The sequence below is a fragment of the Geminicoccus harenae genome, assembly GCF_019800005.1.
GTDB lineage: Bacteria > Pseudomonadota > Alphaproteobacteria > Geminicoccales > Geminicoccaceae > Geminicoccus > Geminicoccus harenae.
In genome coordinates this window covers 1-14,726 of the sequence record NZ_JABGCL010000033.1, presented here as the reverse complement: position 1 = coordinate 14,726, position 14,726 = coordinate 1, and the positions used below count along the sequence as shown (strand labels likewise).

Genomic DNA, 14,726 nt, shown 5'->3' with positions numbered 1-14,726 from the left:
CTCGCTCCGTCAGGTCCGGGTGCGCAGGTGGAACGACTTCGGCCGGGTCAGGTGGTCATAGGCCAGCTTGGACAAGGACACGCCGCGGCCGGTGTCCTTGACCCCGGTCCAGGCGAGTGCCGGGTCGAGATAGTCGCAGCGGTTCATGAACACGGTGCCGGTCTCGATCTGGTCGCCGATCCGCTCGGCCGCCTCCGGGTCCGAGGTCCAGATCGCCGCGGTGAGCCCATAGGGGCTGTCGTTCATCAGCGCGACGGCCTCCTCGTCGCTCCTGACCTTCATCACCCCCACCACCGGGCCGAAGCTCTCGTCACGCATCACGCTCATGTCGTGGTCGACCCCGGTCAGGACCTGCGGCGCGATATAGGCCGAGCCGCGCTCGTCCATCGGGAACGAGCCGGCATCCACCAGCGCGCGGGCGCCCTTGGCGACCGCGTCGGCGACCTGATCACGGACGAAGTCCGCGGAGCGGGCCTTGGCCATCGGCCCGATATTGACCTCGGGCGAGGTCGGGTCGCCCAGGCGGTAGCCGGCGGCGAAGCTGACCAGCCCGTCGACGAAGGCGTCATAGACGGCCTCGTGCACATAGAGCCGCTCGATGCCGCAGCAGCACTGGCCGGAGTTGAAGAAGGCGCCGTCGCCGAGATTCTCGACCGCGTGCTGGATGTCCGCATCGGGGCGGACATAGGCCGGGTCCTTGCCGCCCAGCTCCAGCGTCGTGGAGATGAAGGTCTCCCCCGCCGCCCGTGCGATCTCATGCCCGCCGGCGACCGAGCCCGTGAAGCTGACATGGTTGACCTGGCCGGCGCGGATGATGCCCAGCGCGTCGGCATGGCTGGTATGCAGATACTGGAAGACCCCCTCGGGCAGGCCGGCCTCCTTGAACGCCTGCGCGAACCGCTCCGCGGTGAGCGGCGTCTGCGCGCTGTGCTTCAGGATCACGGCGTTGCCGGCCAGGATCGAGGGCACCACCGCGTTGACTGCAGTGAGATAGGGGTAGTTCCAGGGTGCTATCACGAACACCACGCCCACCGGCAGCTTGCGGATGAAGCGGGTGAAGCCCGGCTTGTCGTCGAAGCGCAGGTCGGCCAGCGCCTCGGGCGCCACGCCCATCATGTAGCGCGCCCGCTCGGCAAAGCCGCCGAGCTCGCCCGGCGCCTGGGCGATCGGCCGGCCCATCTGCCAGGTGATCTCCTCCGCGATCTCCGGCTTGTGCGCCAGCACCGCGTCGACGAACCGCCCGACCACCGCGATCCGCTCCTCCAGCGGGACCGCACGCCAGGCCGCCTGGGCCGCACGCGCCCGGTCCAGGACCGCCTGGATCGTGGCACCGTCCGCGAGCGGGCGCTCGACATAGACGGACTGGTCGACGGGGGAGATGGTGCGCTGGATGGTCATGCTGGCCCGGAATCGATCTTGAGGGGCGGAACAGGCGCCATCCTAGCCGCCGGCCCCGGTCCGCGCACCCCCGGCTGTGCTTTGCGAGCAGGCTTGCCCTTCCCGACAAGGGGCGCTAACAACGCGGCCTGACGCGCCCGTAGCTCAGCGGATAGAGCGCTTGCCTCCGGAGCAAGAGGTCAGAGGTTCGATCCCTCTCGGGCGCGCCATTCCGGATCAGAAGTGAGAACCGAAGGTGCGGTGGCGCCGGGCTGGACCCAGGCTGCTGCTGACCGATCCCGCCTCATCGATGGAGATAGTCGGCGATCTCCTGCGCCTCCTGGCGGCTGATGCCCGTGTTGGGCATCGCCGTGTGCGGAGCGAGCGCGCGCGGGTCGACGATCCAGTTCACGAGGCCTTCGCGCGTGTTCCGCACGACCCTGCCCAGATAGATTCGCTGTGACAGGCCCTCGAGGGAGGGGCCCACCAGTCCGCGTGCGGCCGCCACGCCCGGGATCTTGTGGCAGCCGGCGCAGCCATAGCGGCGCATCAGCTCGTGGGCCCGTGGCGTTTGCCCCAACAGCTCGTCCAGCGGGGGATCGGCGGTCAGGGCGACCGCTGCGCCTGCCAGAAGCAGGACCAGGACCGCGGCCGAGCCGATGAGGCGGCGGTCAGGCATAGGTCTGCCGCCGGCGCGCCTCGGTGCCGGCATGCCTGATCCAGGCGGCGGCCAGGGCGAGCGCCACACCGACATAGACCATGCCGCCCGGCACCCACATGACGAAGCCGGCCAGGAGGTCGGTCTGGCGGGGGATCCAGGGCCTGGGCGAGAGCGCCAGGAGGATGCCCAGGAACGCGCTCTGCAGGATGGTCACGAACAGCCAGAACAGGGCCGGCCATAGCTCCGCGCCCGGCCGTCGATGATCGACCACCAGAACAGGAGGGCGGTGACGAGGAAGCTGGCGTGCTGCAGCCAGTGCACCCAGTCCCGTTCCAGCGCGGCGGCGAACAGGTCCGGCTGGTGCCATGCCCAAAGGGCCGCCGCGTGCAGAATGGTGGCGACGCCGGCACTGGTCAGCCAGCGCCATGATGCCGCCAGGAACCGCCATCGGCCCATCCGGCCCAGACCGCGCCGCCAGACGATCGGCAGCGCCCAGGCAAAGGCGCCGAGCGGGCGGGAGACCACCAGGAGGGGGGCGGCCGCGATCACCATGAGCTCGTGCTCGATCATGTGCGCGAGGTGATCTCCGGCCGATCCGGTCGGGTCACGAAGACATAGGAGGAGCGGTAATAGGGCGGGGTGACCTTCACCATCTCGGCGGCACTGGGCAGGCCGGCCACCAGATCGCATGCGCGCGCCAGCAGGGTGTTGCGCAGGAAGCTGCGCCGCTGTGCCCACCAGGTGTAGGAGACGGTGGCGCCCAGATCCTTCGCCAGCAGGTCGACGATCCGGTTCTCGAAGCCTTCCTCCCGCTCGTTGGAGAACGGCAGATTGTTCGGGTCGCTGCATACCCTGAGCTCGCGGGCCTGCGCGGTGGCGGAGGCCAACAGCATCAGCAGGCCGGCCAGGGCCAGCCTAAGGGAGCTTGAACACATAGAGCGTCCCTCCCTTGGTGGTGACGTCGGGGAGGTCGCGCATCGCGTTGACGAAGCCCTTGGCGGCGGTGCCGTCGCGCACGGTTCAGGTCGGCAGCGGCGACCGAACCGGCCCAGCCGCCGACCCCGGACAGGATCGCGACATACTGGTGGCCGTCCGGACCGCGATAGGTGTGGGCTGGCCGATGATCTCCGAGGCTGTCTTGAACTGCCAGAGGACCTTGCCGGCCTTGCATCCACCGCCTTGAACCAGCCATCCATGGTCCCGTAGAAGACCAGCCTGCCCGCAGTGGTGATCGCCCCGCTCCAGAGCGGGAAGTCCTCCGGGATCTCCCAGACCTTCTTCGCCTGGAGCACGTCCCACGCGGTCAGCACGCCGCAATGGCCGCCCGGGCCGGGATACATCCGGACCTCGGCGCCGACAGGGCGTGCCGGCGATGCAGCTGACGCTCTCGACCTGCCAGTCCATGCACAGGTTATTGTGCGGGATGTAGAGCAGGCCGGTCTGGTGCGAGAAGGAGGACGGGTTCCAGTCCTTCGCACCGGGTGCGGTCGGGCAGATGTCACGGACCACCCGGTTCATCTGCGGCGCCTTCTCCGGCACGTAACGCAGCCGGCCGGTCTTCAGGTCGACGCCCTGTGTGGCGGTCAGGTGATGGAACGGCTCGGCGGACAGGACCTCGCCGGTGGTACGGTCGAGCACGTAGACATGGCCGTTGCGCTCGGGGCGGACTAGCACCTTGCGCGGCTGCCCCTGCCAAGTCAGGTCCAGCAGGATGTTCTCGTTGATCCCGTCCCAGTCGAAGAGGTCGTGCGGGCTGAACTGGTAGAACCAGCGTGCGGCCCCGCTGTCGGCATCCCGGGTGAAGATGCCCGCCGTCCACTTGTTGTCGCCCGGCCGCAGCTCGGCGTTCTACGGGCCGGGCTTGCCGGTGCCGTGGTAGAGCAGGTTGAGGTCCGGGTCGAAGGACAGCCAGCCCCAGACATTGCCGCCGCCCTGCTGTCAGGCATCGGGGGGCCAGGTGCTGACGCCCAGGTCTACCCCCTGGTCCATCGCGTAGAACGGCCTGAATTCCGGGCCGATCAGCACGTCCTTGTCCGGCCGGTATTGTAGGCCTTCCAGACCGTGCTGCCGTCCTCGACGCTCAGCGCCTGGATCCAGCCGCGCACGCCATACTCGCCGCCGGAATTGCCGACATAGACCTTACCCTTGGCGACCAGCGGCGCCATGGTGAGGGTTTCGCCGGTGTTGATGTCGCCGACCCGGACCTTCCAGACCTCGCCGCCGGTCGCCGCATCCACCGCCACCACATGGCCGTCCAGCGTGGTGTAGAAGACCTTGCCGTCGGCATAGGTCGGCCCGCGATTGACCACATCGCAGCAGGCGACCCCCTGTGCCGCAGCGGCGGGCTTGGGCTCGTAGCGCCACTTCATCGGGGCACCGGGCTTGGTCAGGTCGAGTGCGTAGAGAATGTTCGGGTAGGGCGTGACCAGCTACATGGTGCCACCCACCACCAGCGGCGCCGATTCCTGCCCGCGGTTCACGCCCGTGGAGAAGGTGAACGCCACGGTCAGCCGGGCGACGTTGCCGGTGTCGATCTCATCCAGTTCGCTGTAGCGCGTGTTGGCGTGGTTCTTCGCGGGTGCTGTCCACTGGCCATCGTCCGGCGGCGCTGCCGGGGCCGGTGGCACGGGCAGGGCAGGGCAGGGCTTCCTGCGCTGCAACCGGCGGAGCCGTGCCCAGAACGACGGCCACCTCAACAGTGCGAGCCAGAACGGCATGCGCAGGCGCCATCCGACCCGAGGATCTTCCACCTTAGCATCCATGCCGGCCAAGTGTTCCCGGTACCTGCCATCCTCCCCATCGCGACCGCGAGCGCGGCAGGGCAGCCCTGTTGAGTGCTTGCACGCCTCATGATCGAGCCGTGGAAGCTCATCAGGATGTGGTTGATGTGGGCTGAACTACATAAGTCGAGCTGAAATTATCGGCGCCACTGCGCCAGGAACCTCACGGGGCTCCAGGCTATTTCTCGGGCAGTCGAAGCTCTGCGAGCATGAAGGAGACAATCATGGTGGTTCTGAGCCCGGAGGCCGTCCGCTCGATCTTCGTCGACGGCCTGCGCAATGCCCATGCGCTGGAGAACCAGGCCCTGTCGATCATGAACCGGCAGCTGGACCGGCTCGAGAAATATCCGGAGGTGGCGCAGCGGCTGCGCACCCATGTCGAGGAAACCAATGGCCAGATCGGCCGGCTGGAGCAGATCCTCCAATCCCTGAACGAGTCCCATTCGGCCATGAAGGACCTGGGCGCCTCGTTCATGGGCAACATGGCCGCACTGGGCCATACGGTGGCCGGCGACGAGATCCTGAAGAACTCGTTCGCGAACTTCGCCTTCGAGAACTACGAGATCGCCGCCTACAAGTCGCTGATCGAGATCGCCCAGCGCGGCGGCTTCCAGAACGCCATCCCGCTGCTGGAGGCGTCCCTGAAGGAGGAGCAGGCCATGGCGGCCTGGGTGGACCAGAACCTGCCCGCCGTCACCGACCGCTACCTGCAGCTCAGCGTCGCCGGCGCGGACGCCAGCCACTGACCGCTGCTGAGGATGGAGGTCGCTGGCGATCCATCGCCGGCGGCCTGCCATCCCTGCACACGCCGGCAGGCAGGACGCCTGTTTCCCTAGTACGCTGCCTGAACCGGCCGGGCTGCCGCCATCGCCGCGACGATGGCGCGGGCTGCCAGCGGCTTGGTGAAGCAGGGCACGTCCCGATAGGCATAGGGGACGATGGCCGGGTCGTACCCAGTCGCGAACATGAAGGGCACGCCATGCTCGGTAAGCGTGTCCGCCACCGGGAAGCTGAGCTGCCCCATCAGGTTCACGTCCAGGATCGCGGCATCGATCGCGCCGGAGCGGGCGATCTGGTTCGCCTGGCGCAGATCGGCGGCCGGGCCGACGATCTGGGCGCCGGCGCGCTCCAGCACCTGGACGAGTTCGTCCGCCACGAAATAGTCGTCTTCCGCGACCAGGATGCGCCAACCCCGCAAGGGGGCGCTGCGTCGTTCGATACCCATGATCCACCCGGACTCCCGCTAGCCAGAGCTGCAACGTGCGGGCGGTGCGAAGGTTCCCTGGACATGGTTCCAGCCGGCAAGTGCACGAAAAAACCGTGTCTTTCCAGCCGTGACGTGAATGCCGGGCCGGACAGGCGCCAGTTCGTGGGCCCGAGGTCGACGGACCCCCAGGCGCAGGAGCGACATTCTAGCGCAAGGCCGCGGTCGCCGGCGCGTTTGGCTTGCCGGCTGTTGGCGCCGTATCGAATCGCACCGTGCTTCCGGGTGCCAGCGAGCGGGTCTCGCGCCCCACCCTGATCGTGATCGGCGGGCTCGCCACCGGGTCGCTCACGATCTCCAGGCAGTCCTCGGTGATGTCGACCCGCAGCGAGTGGCCGCGATAGCGGAGCTGGAAGCGGAGCCGGTCCAGTTCGTCGGGAAGCCTGGGCTCGAACCAGAGCTCGTCGCCGCGCAGGTCCAGGCCCGAATAGCAGCGCTGCAGGAGGTCGACCGTGCCGGCCATGGCGCCGAGATGGACGCCCTCGGCCGTGGTGCCGCCCTGGACGTCCTCGATGTCGCTGCGCAGCGCCTCGCGGAACAGCGCCCAGGAATCGCGCCGCGACGAGCGGGCCAGCACCCAGGCATGGACGACGCTGCTGAGGGTCGATCCATGCGAGGTCCGCTGGAGGTAGTAGTCGATGTTCCTCCGGATGATCGAACCGTTGAACGCATAACCGAGCCTGGCGAAGGTCGCGGCCAGCGAGTCGTGGGAAAACAGGTAGAACAGCATCAGCACGTCGGCCTGCTTCGACAGCTTGTACCGGTTCGGCGTGTCGTTCTCGGCCTCCAGGACGAGGTCGAGGCGCATGATGTTGCCGTAGCGCTGGCGGTAGCCCTCCCAGTCGAACTCCTCGAGCTGCTCATAGGCTTCGAACTGGCTGATGATGCCGTCATCGTGGAAGGGCACGAACATCTTGCGGCTGATCTCGTCCCAGCGGGCCAGCTCCGCCCCGTCCAGGCGGAGGGTGTCGCAGAGCACGCGGCAGCGCTCGTCGGGGAGGATGTCGAACAGGCGCAGGGCGCATTCCAGGCACCAGGCGGCCATGACGTTGGTATAGGCGTTGTTGTCCAGGCCGGGCGCATCCCTGTCGGGATAGGCGTCGTGGAACTCGTCCGGCCCCACCACGCCGCGGATCTCGTAGCGGCCGCGTTCCGGGTTCCACTCGGCGATGCTGCTCCAGAACCGCGCGATCTCGAGCATCAGCTCGGCACCGGAGATGTAGAGGAACTCGAGGTCGGCGGTCGCTTGGTAATAGTGCCAGATATTATAGACGATGGCTGCATTGACGTGCCGCTGCAGATGCGAGTTGTCGCGGATCCAGCCGCCGGAGCGGGGGTTGAAGTACATCGTGTCGGTCTCTTCCCGGCCGTTGCTGCCGCTCTGCCAGGGGAACATGGCGCCGCGATAGCCGGCCTCCCGTGCGGCCCAGCGCGCTTCCGGCAGGCGGCGCCAGCGATACATCAGCAGCGACCGCGTCAGCCTCGGCAGGCGCAGGATGAGGTAGGGGAAGATGAAGAGCTCGTCCCAGAAGATGTGGCCGCGATAGCCTTCCCCGGTCCATCCGCGCGCCGGGACGCCCACGTCGAGCTCGAAGGCATGCGGCGAGGCGGTCTGCAGGATGTGGAACAGATGCAACCGGACGATCCGGTGCGTGCTGTCGTCCGGTTCGCCCTCCACCTGGAGGAAGTCCAGGTCGCAGAACCGCCAGATCTGCACCCAGGCGAAGGCGTGCTGGCGGAGCAGGACGGCGAAGCGGTCGGCGCGCGTGACGGCGGTCACCGCGTCCGTCCGGGGCTCGGTGATGGCGCGGTCGCGCGAGGTGTAGATCGCGACGATCTTCTCCACCTCCACGCTGTGCGCCTGGTCGAGATGGAAGGTCAGCTCCTGGCCGATCCAGCCCGGCTTCCGGATCACCCGCCGCTCGGGCTCGAAGGCTTGGCCGTTCCGGTAGAGCCGGGTGCGGGCGGCCTGCACCATGCGGATCCGCGACTGCCTGGTCTGCGCGTCCAGGGCGATCACGTCCGCGGCGGGAGTAGCGGTGTCCAGGACCTCGACATGCCGGCCGTCATAGGGCCGGTAGCGCAGCACGCCCGCATTGGTGACGCGGCCATCCAGCGCGGAGCATACCGTCACCAGGCCCGACCAGTTCTCGGCGGTGACGCGGAGCTGGATGCCGGCCAGGTGCTTCTCGCGCATATGGACGAAGCGGCGTTCCTCCAGCCGGGTCACCCGGCCATGGCGGTCGCGGAAGCGCACGATCCGGCGGTAGAGGCCGCGCCGCAAGTCCAGGTCCTGCCGGTACTGGACGATCTCGGCACCGCCCTTGGTGTCGAGCCAGCCGGATGCCCCGTTGGGGCGGACGGTGATCGGCAGCCAGTTCGGCCAGTTGACCAGATCCTCGTGCTCGACCGGGCGGCCGGAGATCCGGGAGACCTGCCGGTTATAGCCGCCGGCCAGATAGGTGCCGGGATAATGCACGCTGTCGGCGACCGATTCCACCGCGGCACCCCGGGTCCCGACATAGCCGTTGCCCAGGGCGAAGAGCGCTTCCCGCTGCCCCTCGAGGGCCGGGTCGAAGCTCTCATAGGAAAGGACCCAGGGGCCGGCCTCGATCTCGTCCAGCAGGCCGTCGCAGGGCAGGGGCGTTCCCGACGCGATGGCCGGGAGCCGAGGCAGGGCCGGTGCCTGCGATCGTCCGTGCGCACCGTCCGCGCCCGGCACCCGGATCTGCCCGAGGTCCGAGATCACCACATCGGCCCCGTGCGCCGCCAGTGCCTGCGAATCCCCGTCCCGGTTCACGCCGACGACCAGGCCGAACCCGCCGGCCCGCCCGGCCGCCACGCCGGCGAGCGCGTCCTCCAGGACCATGACCCGGGCAGGGTCGCAGCCGAGCTGCCGGGCGGCTTCGAGGAACGTGTCCGGCGCGGGCTTGCCGCGCAGGTGCATCGCTTCCCGGGTGAGCCCGTCGACCCGGACATCGAAGAGCTCGGCGATGCCTGCAGCCTGCAGGACGGCCGCGCAGTTCTTGCTGGCGGACACGACGGCGGTGCGGATGCCGGCCGCGCGCAGCCGGTGGAGGAGTTCTGCCGCGTGCGGATAGGCCTCGACGCCGTCCCGCTCCAGGAGCTCGGTGAACAAGGCGTTCTTCCGGCGGCCCAGTCCCTGGACCGTGTCCTGGTCCGGGCCGTCATCGGCGCTGCCCTCGGCGAGGAGATGGCCCCGGGACTCCAGGAACGCCCTGATCCCGTCGTCACGCGGCCGGCCGTCGACATGGCGGCGATAGTCGTCCCCGTCGAAGGGAACGAAGGCCCGCCCGTCGCGGGCTGCGCGTCGCTCGAGAAAGCCGTCGAACACCTGCTTCCAGGCAGCCTCGTGCACCAGGGCCGTCTTGGTGAGCACGCCGTCCAGATCGAACGCGACGGCATCGAAGCGTCCGGGCGTGACCTCTATCTCGGCGGGACCGGCCGGGCCGCTGGACATTGGCTGTCTCCGATGGATGGCAGGCGGGAAGGGCGATCTTCCCCTGGCCCGGCGGCCCGAGAACCGCCCTGCACTCGATCCGGGTCTACCGGCCGGTATTGCCCCCGTCGATCATCCGTTCCGGAATTGGGCAGGGTATCCGTCCGCCCGCCCGGGGTCGGCCGCGGGGCAACTCCTCCGCGTCGCACTCATGCGGCCGCACGGCAGAACCAGGGCGTCATCGACCCAAGGCGGGGGATGCGGTACCGGCCCCGCATCGAGATCCGGCAGACCCGCCGGGGGCAGTGCTCGCCATGGAGCAAGCCGGCCAGCGCCACGAACAGGATCGGGATCACGACCGGCCGGCTCATGCCCAGGGGGGCATCCCATCGCACCTGCTGGGAAGATGACGATGTCAGGGCGATTTCGTCACGGCCGGTCAGGTGCTGCCCGCATGGATACGGCGGTGCTGCGTGCTCAGCTTCGCGAGGCCGAGGCCCAGCTCCAGCAGGCGGTCATCGGCGTCGGCACGGCGCAGGCTCTGGTGGCGCAGCGCAAGGCCGAGCATGAGGCGGCGGTGGCCACCGTGGCGCAGCGCGAGGCGGAAACGGAAGGGGCCAGGCGCGGCACCGCCGCCATCCAGGTGCTGGACGATGACCGGGCCAGCTTTGAGGCCGCACGGGCGGGTGCCAGCGCGGCGCAAGCCCAGGTCGCGGCGGCGGAGGTCGCCATCAAGGTGGCCTAGGCCGGGATCGTGGACGCCGAGGCGGCGGTCGATGCGGTGAGGGCGACGATCGAGCGGATCCAGGCGGACATCGACGACAGCGAGCTGAAGTCGCCGCGCGACGGCCGCGTGCAGTATCGGGTGGCGCAGCCGGGCGAGGTGCTGCCGGCCGGCGGCACCGTGCTCAACCTGGTCGACCTCGGCGACGTCTACATGACCTTCTTCCTGCCCACCGAGGCGGCCGGCCGCGTCACGCTCGGCACCGAGGTCCATCTGGTGCTGGATGCGGCTCCCCAATATGTCGCCCCGGCCAACGCCACCTTCGTGGCCGACGTCGCCCAGTCCACGCCCAAGACCGTGGAAACGGCCGACGAGCGCCAGAAGCTGATGTTCCGGGTCAAAGCGCGGATCCCGCCGGAGCTCCTGCAGAAATACATCCAGGACGTGAAGACCGGCCTGCCGGGCATGGCATATATCAGGCTCGACCCCGAGACCGAGTGGCCGGACGGACTGCAGGTCAACGTGCCGCTATGAGCCCTCCGGACGGGCCGGTCGCCATGGCCGGGCGCGACGCGGCCCCGGTCGTGCGCCTGACCGGCGTCAGCCAGCGCTACCGGAAGACCATCGCCCTGGACGCCGTCAGCCTCGACATCCCGTCCGGCTGCATGGTCGGCCTGATCGGCCCGGATGGCGTCGGCAAGTCCAGCCTGCTCTCGCTGGTCGCCGGCGCGCGTGCGGTGCAGGCCGGCAAGGTGGAAGCGCTGGGCGGCGACATGGCCGAGCCCGAGCACCGCCGGGCCGTCTGCACGCGCATCGCCTACATGCCGCAGGGCCTGGGCAGGAATCTCTACGCGACGCTGTCCGTGGCGGAGAACCTCCATTTCTTCGGCCGGCTGTTCGGGCCGGGCCGGGCCGAGCGGCAGCGCCGGATCGCCGATTTGACCGAGAGCACCGGGCTCGGGCCGTTCCTGGACCGGCCGGCCGGCAAACTGTCCAGCGGGATGAAGCAGAAGCTGGGCTTGTGCTGCGCACTGATCCATGACCCGGACCTGCTGATCCTGGACGAGCCGACCACCGGCGTCGATCCGCTGTCCCGCCGCCAGTTCTGGGAGCTGATCGACCGTATCCGGCAGGCGCGGCCGGGCATGAGCGTGGTGGTGGCCACGGCCTATATGGACGAGGCGGCGGGGGTCGCCATCGAGGCCCAGGGCCTGACCATGCGCTTTGGCGACTTCACCGCGGTCGACGATGTGAGCTTCCGCATCGAGTGGGGCGAGATCTTCGGCTTTCCCGGCTCCAACGTCTGCGGCAAGTCGACCACCATGAAGATGCTGACCGGCCTCCTCCAGCCGACCGAGGGGCAGGCCTGGCTGTTCGGCCATGAGGTCGACGCGAACGACCTCGAGACGCGCCGGCGGGTCGGCTACATGAGCCAGGCCTTCTCGCTCTATCGCGAGCTGACGGTGCGGCAGAACCTGGAGCTGCACGCCCGCCTCTTCCAGATGCCGGAGCCGGAGATCCCCGGGCGCATCGCCGAGAGTGCCGCGCGCTTCGGCCTCGAGGACGTCATCGATACGCTGCCGGCGGCCCTGCCGCTCGGCCAGCGCCAGCGCCTGTCATTGGCCGTGGCGATGATCCACCAGCCGGCGATGCTGATCCTGGACGAGCCCACTTCCGGCGTCGATCCGGTGGCGCGGGCCGGCTTCTGGCGGATCATGATCGACCTAGCGCGCCACGACCGGGTCACGATCTTCATCTCAACCCATTTCATGAACGAGGCCGAGCACTGCGACCGCATCTCCCTGATGCATGCCGGCCGGGTGCTGGTCAGCGACACGCCACAGGCCCTGGTCGAGCAGCGCGGGGCAGCCTCGCTCGAGGATGCGTTCGTCGGCTAGCTGGAAGATGCCGTCCAGGAGCGCGCTGGGGAAAGCCCGGGGCAGGCCGTGCTCGGCCCTGCTGCCGCGCTGCCGGCGCCCCAGGAAGAGGCGCCCCGCCGGCAGCGCTTCTTCGACCCGCGGCGCATGTTCAGCTACAGCCGGCGCGAGGCGCTGGAGCTGCGCCGCGATCCTATCCGCCTGACGCTGGCGGTGCTGGACAGCGTCATCCTGATGTTCGTGATGGGCTATGGCATCAGCATGGACGTGGAGGACCTGACCTTCGCCGTGCTGGACCGCGACCAGACCACGACCAGCCGCGACTATACGCTGGAACACTCAGGCTCCCGCTATTTCATCGAGCAGCCGCCCATCACCGACTACGCGGACCTGGACCGGCGCATGCGCGCCGGTGAGATCAGCCTGGCCATCGAGATCCCGCCGGGCTTCGCCCGCGACATCGCCCGTGGCCGCCCGGTCCAGATCGGTGCCTGGATCGATGGCGCCATGCCGGCGCGCGCCGAGACGGTGCGGGGCTATGTGCAGGGGATGCATGCCTTGTGGCTGTCCGGCCGGACCAAAGCACGAGCCCCGGTCAATATCGAGACCCGGTTCCGCTACAATCCCGACCTCGAGAGCCTGGTGGCGATGGTGCCGGCGGTGATCCCGATCCTGCTCCTGCTGCTGCCGGCGATGCTGACAGCTCTCAGCGTGGTGCGCGAGAAGGAGCTGGGCTCAATCGTCAACCTCTATGCCACGCCGACCACAAAGCTGGAGTTCCTCCTGGGCAAGCAGCTGCCCTACGTGGTGCTCGCCATGCTCAACTTCCTGCTGCTGACGCTGATCGCCGTCACCCTGTTCGGCGTTCCCCTGACCGGCAGCTTCTGGACCCTGGCCCTGGGCGCGCTGTTCTACTGCTTCGCCGCGACCGCCATGGGCCTGCTGATCTCGTCCTTCATGCGCAGCCAGATCGCCGCGATCTTCGGCACGGCCATCGTGACGATGATGCCGGCACTCCAGTTCTCCGGCCTGCTCGACCCGGTCTCCTCGCTGGAGGGTGCCGGCGCGGTGGTGGGCCAGGTCTTCCCCACCACCCACTTCCTGACCATCTCGCGCGGGGTCTTCTCCAAGGCCCTTCAGTTCGGCGACCTGTCGGGGGCGTTCATCCCGCTGCTGATCGCCGTGCCGGTCCTGACGGGTTTGTGCGTGCTGCTCCTGAAGAAGCAGGATGGCTGAGTCATGCGCCTGGCCAACATCCTGCATCTGGGCATCAAGGAGCTTTGGAGCCTCGCCCGCGACCCGATGATGCTGCTGCTGATCGTCTATGCGTTCAGCTATGTGATCTATTCGGGGGTTCGGCGGTGCCGGAGACGCTCAACAAGGCGGCGATCGCCATTGTCGACGAGGACCGCTCGCCTTTGTCCGCCCGCATCACGAGCGCCTTCTACCCGCCCTACTTCCTCCAGCCGGAACTGATCACCACCGCAGAGATGGACGCGCGGATGGATGCGGGCCTGGACACGTTCGCCCTGGACATCCCGCCGGACTTCCAGCGCGATCTCCTGGACGGGCGCCGGCCGACCCTCCAGCTCAATGTGGACGCCACCCGCATGAGGCAGGCCTTCACCGGCAGCGGCTATATCCATACGATCGTGCTGGACGAAGTGACGACGTTCCTCCAGCGCTATCGCGCCAGCTCGACGCCGCCGGTCGAGCTAGCGCTGCGGGCCAGATTCAACCCCACTTTGGACAAGTCCTCGTTCGGCGGGGTGATTCAGGTGATCAACAACGTCACCATGCTCTCGATCGTGCTCACCGGCGCTGCCCTGATCCGCGAGCGCGAGCACGGCACGATCGAGCATCTCCTGGTGATGCCGGTCACACCCTTCGAGATCATGACGAGCAAGATCTGGTCGATGGCGCTGGTCGTGCTGGGAGCCTGCGCCTTCGCCCTCCTCTTCATCGTGCAGGGCCTGCTGGCCGTGCAGATCGAAGGCTCGATCACCCTGTTCCTGGCCGGGGCCACGCTGCACCTGCTGGCGACGACCTCGCTCGGCATCTATCTGGGCACGATCGCGCGCTCGATGCCGCAGTTCGGCCTCCTGCTGATCCTGGTGATGCTGCCGCTGCAGATGCTCTCCGGCGGCTCCACGCCCCGGGAAAGCATGCCCGAGCTCGTCCAGTACGTGATGCTGGCCGCACCCACGACCCATTTCGTCATGTTCGCCCAGGCGATCCTGTACCGTGGCGCCGGGCTGGCGGTGGTCTGGCCGCAATTCCTGGCGCTGATCCTGATCGGCTCGGTCCTGTTCGCCCTGGCACTCCGCCGCTTCCGTACCACCCTGAACGGTGCCGGCTGACGCCGCCCCACTGTTCGAGGCCCGGCTGCCACCGGCGGCGCCGTGTCGCCGGCCGGGATGGCCGCCATCGACCACCGGCACCGTTGGAAACGGGCGCGTGCGACCGGGACGGAAAGTAGCTAGCCTGCCTCTGGCGCCTCGGAGCCGGCTCTCGATCAGGAAAGGTGGCAGGCATGAACCTGGAAGACCTCTATCGCCTGCTGCGCACCGGGCATGTCCAGGC

At 68.6% G+C, this 14,726-nt stretch carries 7 protein-coding genes, 1 tRNA gene and 5 pseudogenes; 5 read left to right on the top strand and 8 right to left on the bottom strand.

All coding sequences use genetic code 11. The annotated features are described in order from the left end of the window. Window positions 1-9 precede the first annotated feature (9 nt). Entirely contained in the window at window positions 10-1,398 is a 1,389-nt protein-coding gene (locus HLA95_RS22505) for an aldehyde dehydrogenase family protein (protein WP_191057641.1), read from the bottom strand. 133 nt (window positions 1,399-1,531) lie between these two features. On the opposite strand from HLA95_RS22505, the gene HLA95_RS22500 reads away from it, so the two are divergent. Beyond that, window positions 1,532-1,607 (top strand) — tRNA-Arg (locus HLA95_RS22500). Between the two features lie 74 nt (window positions 1,608-1,681). Here the strand turns inward: HLA95_RS22500 and HLA95_RS22495 are convergent. The 4 genes and pseudogenes from HLA95_RS22495 to HLA95_RS29225 form a co-directional block, all read right to left on the bottom strand. Next, a complete protein-coding gene (locus tag HLA95_RS22495) occupies window positions 1,682-2,056 on the bottom strand; it encodes a c-type cytochrome (RefSeq protein WP_191057640.1) in 375 nt (124 codons plus the stop codon). Further along, window positions 2,049-2,590 (bottom strand): annotated as a pseudogene (locus HLA95_RS28525) (cytochrome c oxidase assembly protein). Before HLA95_RS28525 ends, HLA95_RS22495 begins: the two are co-directional and overlap by 8 nt. 14 nt (window positions 2,591-2,604) lie before the next feature. Continuing rightward, window positions 2,605-2,973: a hypothetical protein gene (locus HLA95_RS28520; protein WP_255592173.1), complete on the bottom strand. Its 369-nt coding sequence runs from the start codon at window positions 2,971-2,973 to the stop codon at window positions 2,605-2,607. Next, window positions 2,954-4,755: pseudogene (locus HLA95_RS29225) on the bottom strand (methanol/ethanol family PQQ-dependent dehydrogenase). The gene HLA95_RS28520 and the pseudogene HLA95_RS29225 overlap by 20 nt, the downstream one beginning before the upstream one ends. 287 nt (window positions 4,756-5,042) lie before the next feature. Here HLA95_RS29225 and HLA95_RS22465 point away from each other — a divergent pair. Next, on the top strand, window positions 5,043-5,564 hold the full coding sequence (locus tag HLA95_RS22465) for a ferritin-like domain-containing protein (RefSeq protein ID WP_191057637.1): 522 nt from the start codon (window positions 5,043-5,045) through the stop codon (window positions 5,562-5,564). Window positions 5,565-5,650: 86 nt separating this feature from the next. On the opposite strand, the gene HLA95_RS22460 is transcribed toward HLA95_RS22465, so the two are convergent. From HLA95_RS22460 to HLA95_RS22450, 3 genes are all read right to left on the bottom strand, one after another. Then, window positions 5,651-6,043: a response regulator gene (locus tag HLA95_RS22460; protein WP_191057636.1), complete on the bottom strand. Its 393-nt coding sequence runs from the start codon at window positions 6,041-6,043 to the stop codon at window positions 5,651-5,653. A gap of 187 nt (window positions 6,044-6,230) precedes the next feature. Further along, on the bottom strand, window positions 6,231-9,563 hold the full coding sequence (locus HLA95_RS22455) for a beta-phosphoglucomutase family hydrolase (protein WP_191057635.1): 3,333 nt from the start codon (window positions 9,561-9,563) through the stop codon (window positions 6,231-6,233). Between the two features lie 188 nt (window positions 9,564-9,751). After that, on the bottom strand, window positions 9,752-9,913 hold the full coding sequence (locus tag HLA95_RS22450; RefSeq protein WP_191057634.1) for a hypothetical protein: 162 nt from the start codon (window positions 9,911-9,913) through the stop codon (window positions 9,752-9,754). Window positions 9,914-9,958: 45 nt separating this feature from the next. On the opposite strand from HLA95_RS22450, the pseudogene HLA95_RS29220 reads away from it, so the two are divergent. The 3 pseudogenes from HLA95_RS29220 to HLA95_RS22435 form a co-directional block, all read left to right on the top strand. After that, window positions 9,959-10,800: pseudogene (locus HLA95_RS29220) on the top strand (HlyD family secretion protein); the annotation flags it as partial. Further along, window positions 10,797-13,379, top strand: a pseudogene (gene rbbA / locus HLA95_RS22440) (ribosome-associated ATPase/putative transporter RbbA). The pseudogenes HLA95_RS29220 and rbbA, both read left to right, overlap by 4 nt. Before the next feature lie 3 nt (window positions 13,380-13,382). Continuing rightward, a pseudogene (locus HLA95_RS22435) lies at window positions 13,383-14,503 on the top strand (ABC transporter permease). Window positions 14,504-14,726 lie beyond the last annotated feature (223 nt).

Bases quoted from the DNA above. Each gene is read 5' to 3' on its own strand.
- HLA95_RS22505 (WP_191057641.1), bottom strand. From the start codon at position 1,398: ATGACCATCCAGCGCACCATCTCCCCCGTCGACCAGTCCGTCTATGTC.
- HLA95_RS22495 (WP_191057640.1), bottom strand. From the start codon at position 2,056: ATGCCTGACCGCCGCCTCATCGGCTCGGCCGCGGTCCTGGTCCTGCTT.
- HLA95_RS28520 (WP_255592173.1), bottom strand. From the start codon at position 2,973: ATGTGTTCAAGCTCCCTTAGGCTGGCCCTGGCCGGCCTGCTGATGCTG.
- HLA95_RS22465 (WP_191057637.1), top strand. From the start codon at position 5,043: ATGGTGGTTCTGAGCCCGGAGGCCGTCCGCTCGATCTTCGTCGACGGC.
- HLA95_RS22460 (WP_191057636.1), bottom strand. From the start codon at position 6,043: ATGGGTATCGAACGACGCAGCGCCCCCTTGCGGGGTTGGCGCATCCTG.
- HLA95_RS22455 (WP_191057635.1), bottom strand. From the start codon at position 9,563: ATGTCCAGCGGCCCGGCCGGTCCCGCCGAGATAGAGGTCACGCCCGGA.
- HLA95_RS22450 (WP_191057634.1), bottom strand. From the start codon at position 9,913: ATGAGCCGGCCGGTCGTGATCCCGATCCTGTTCGTGGCGCTGGCCGGC.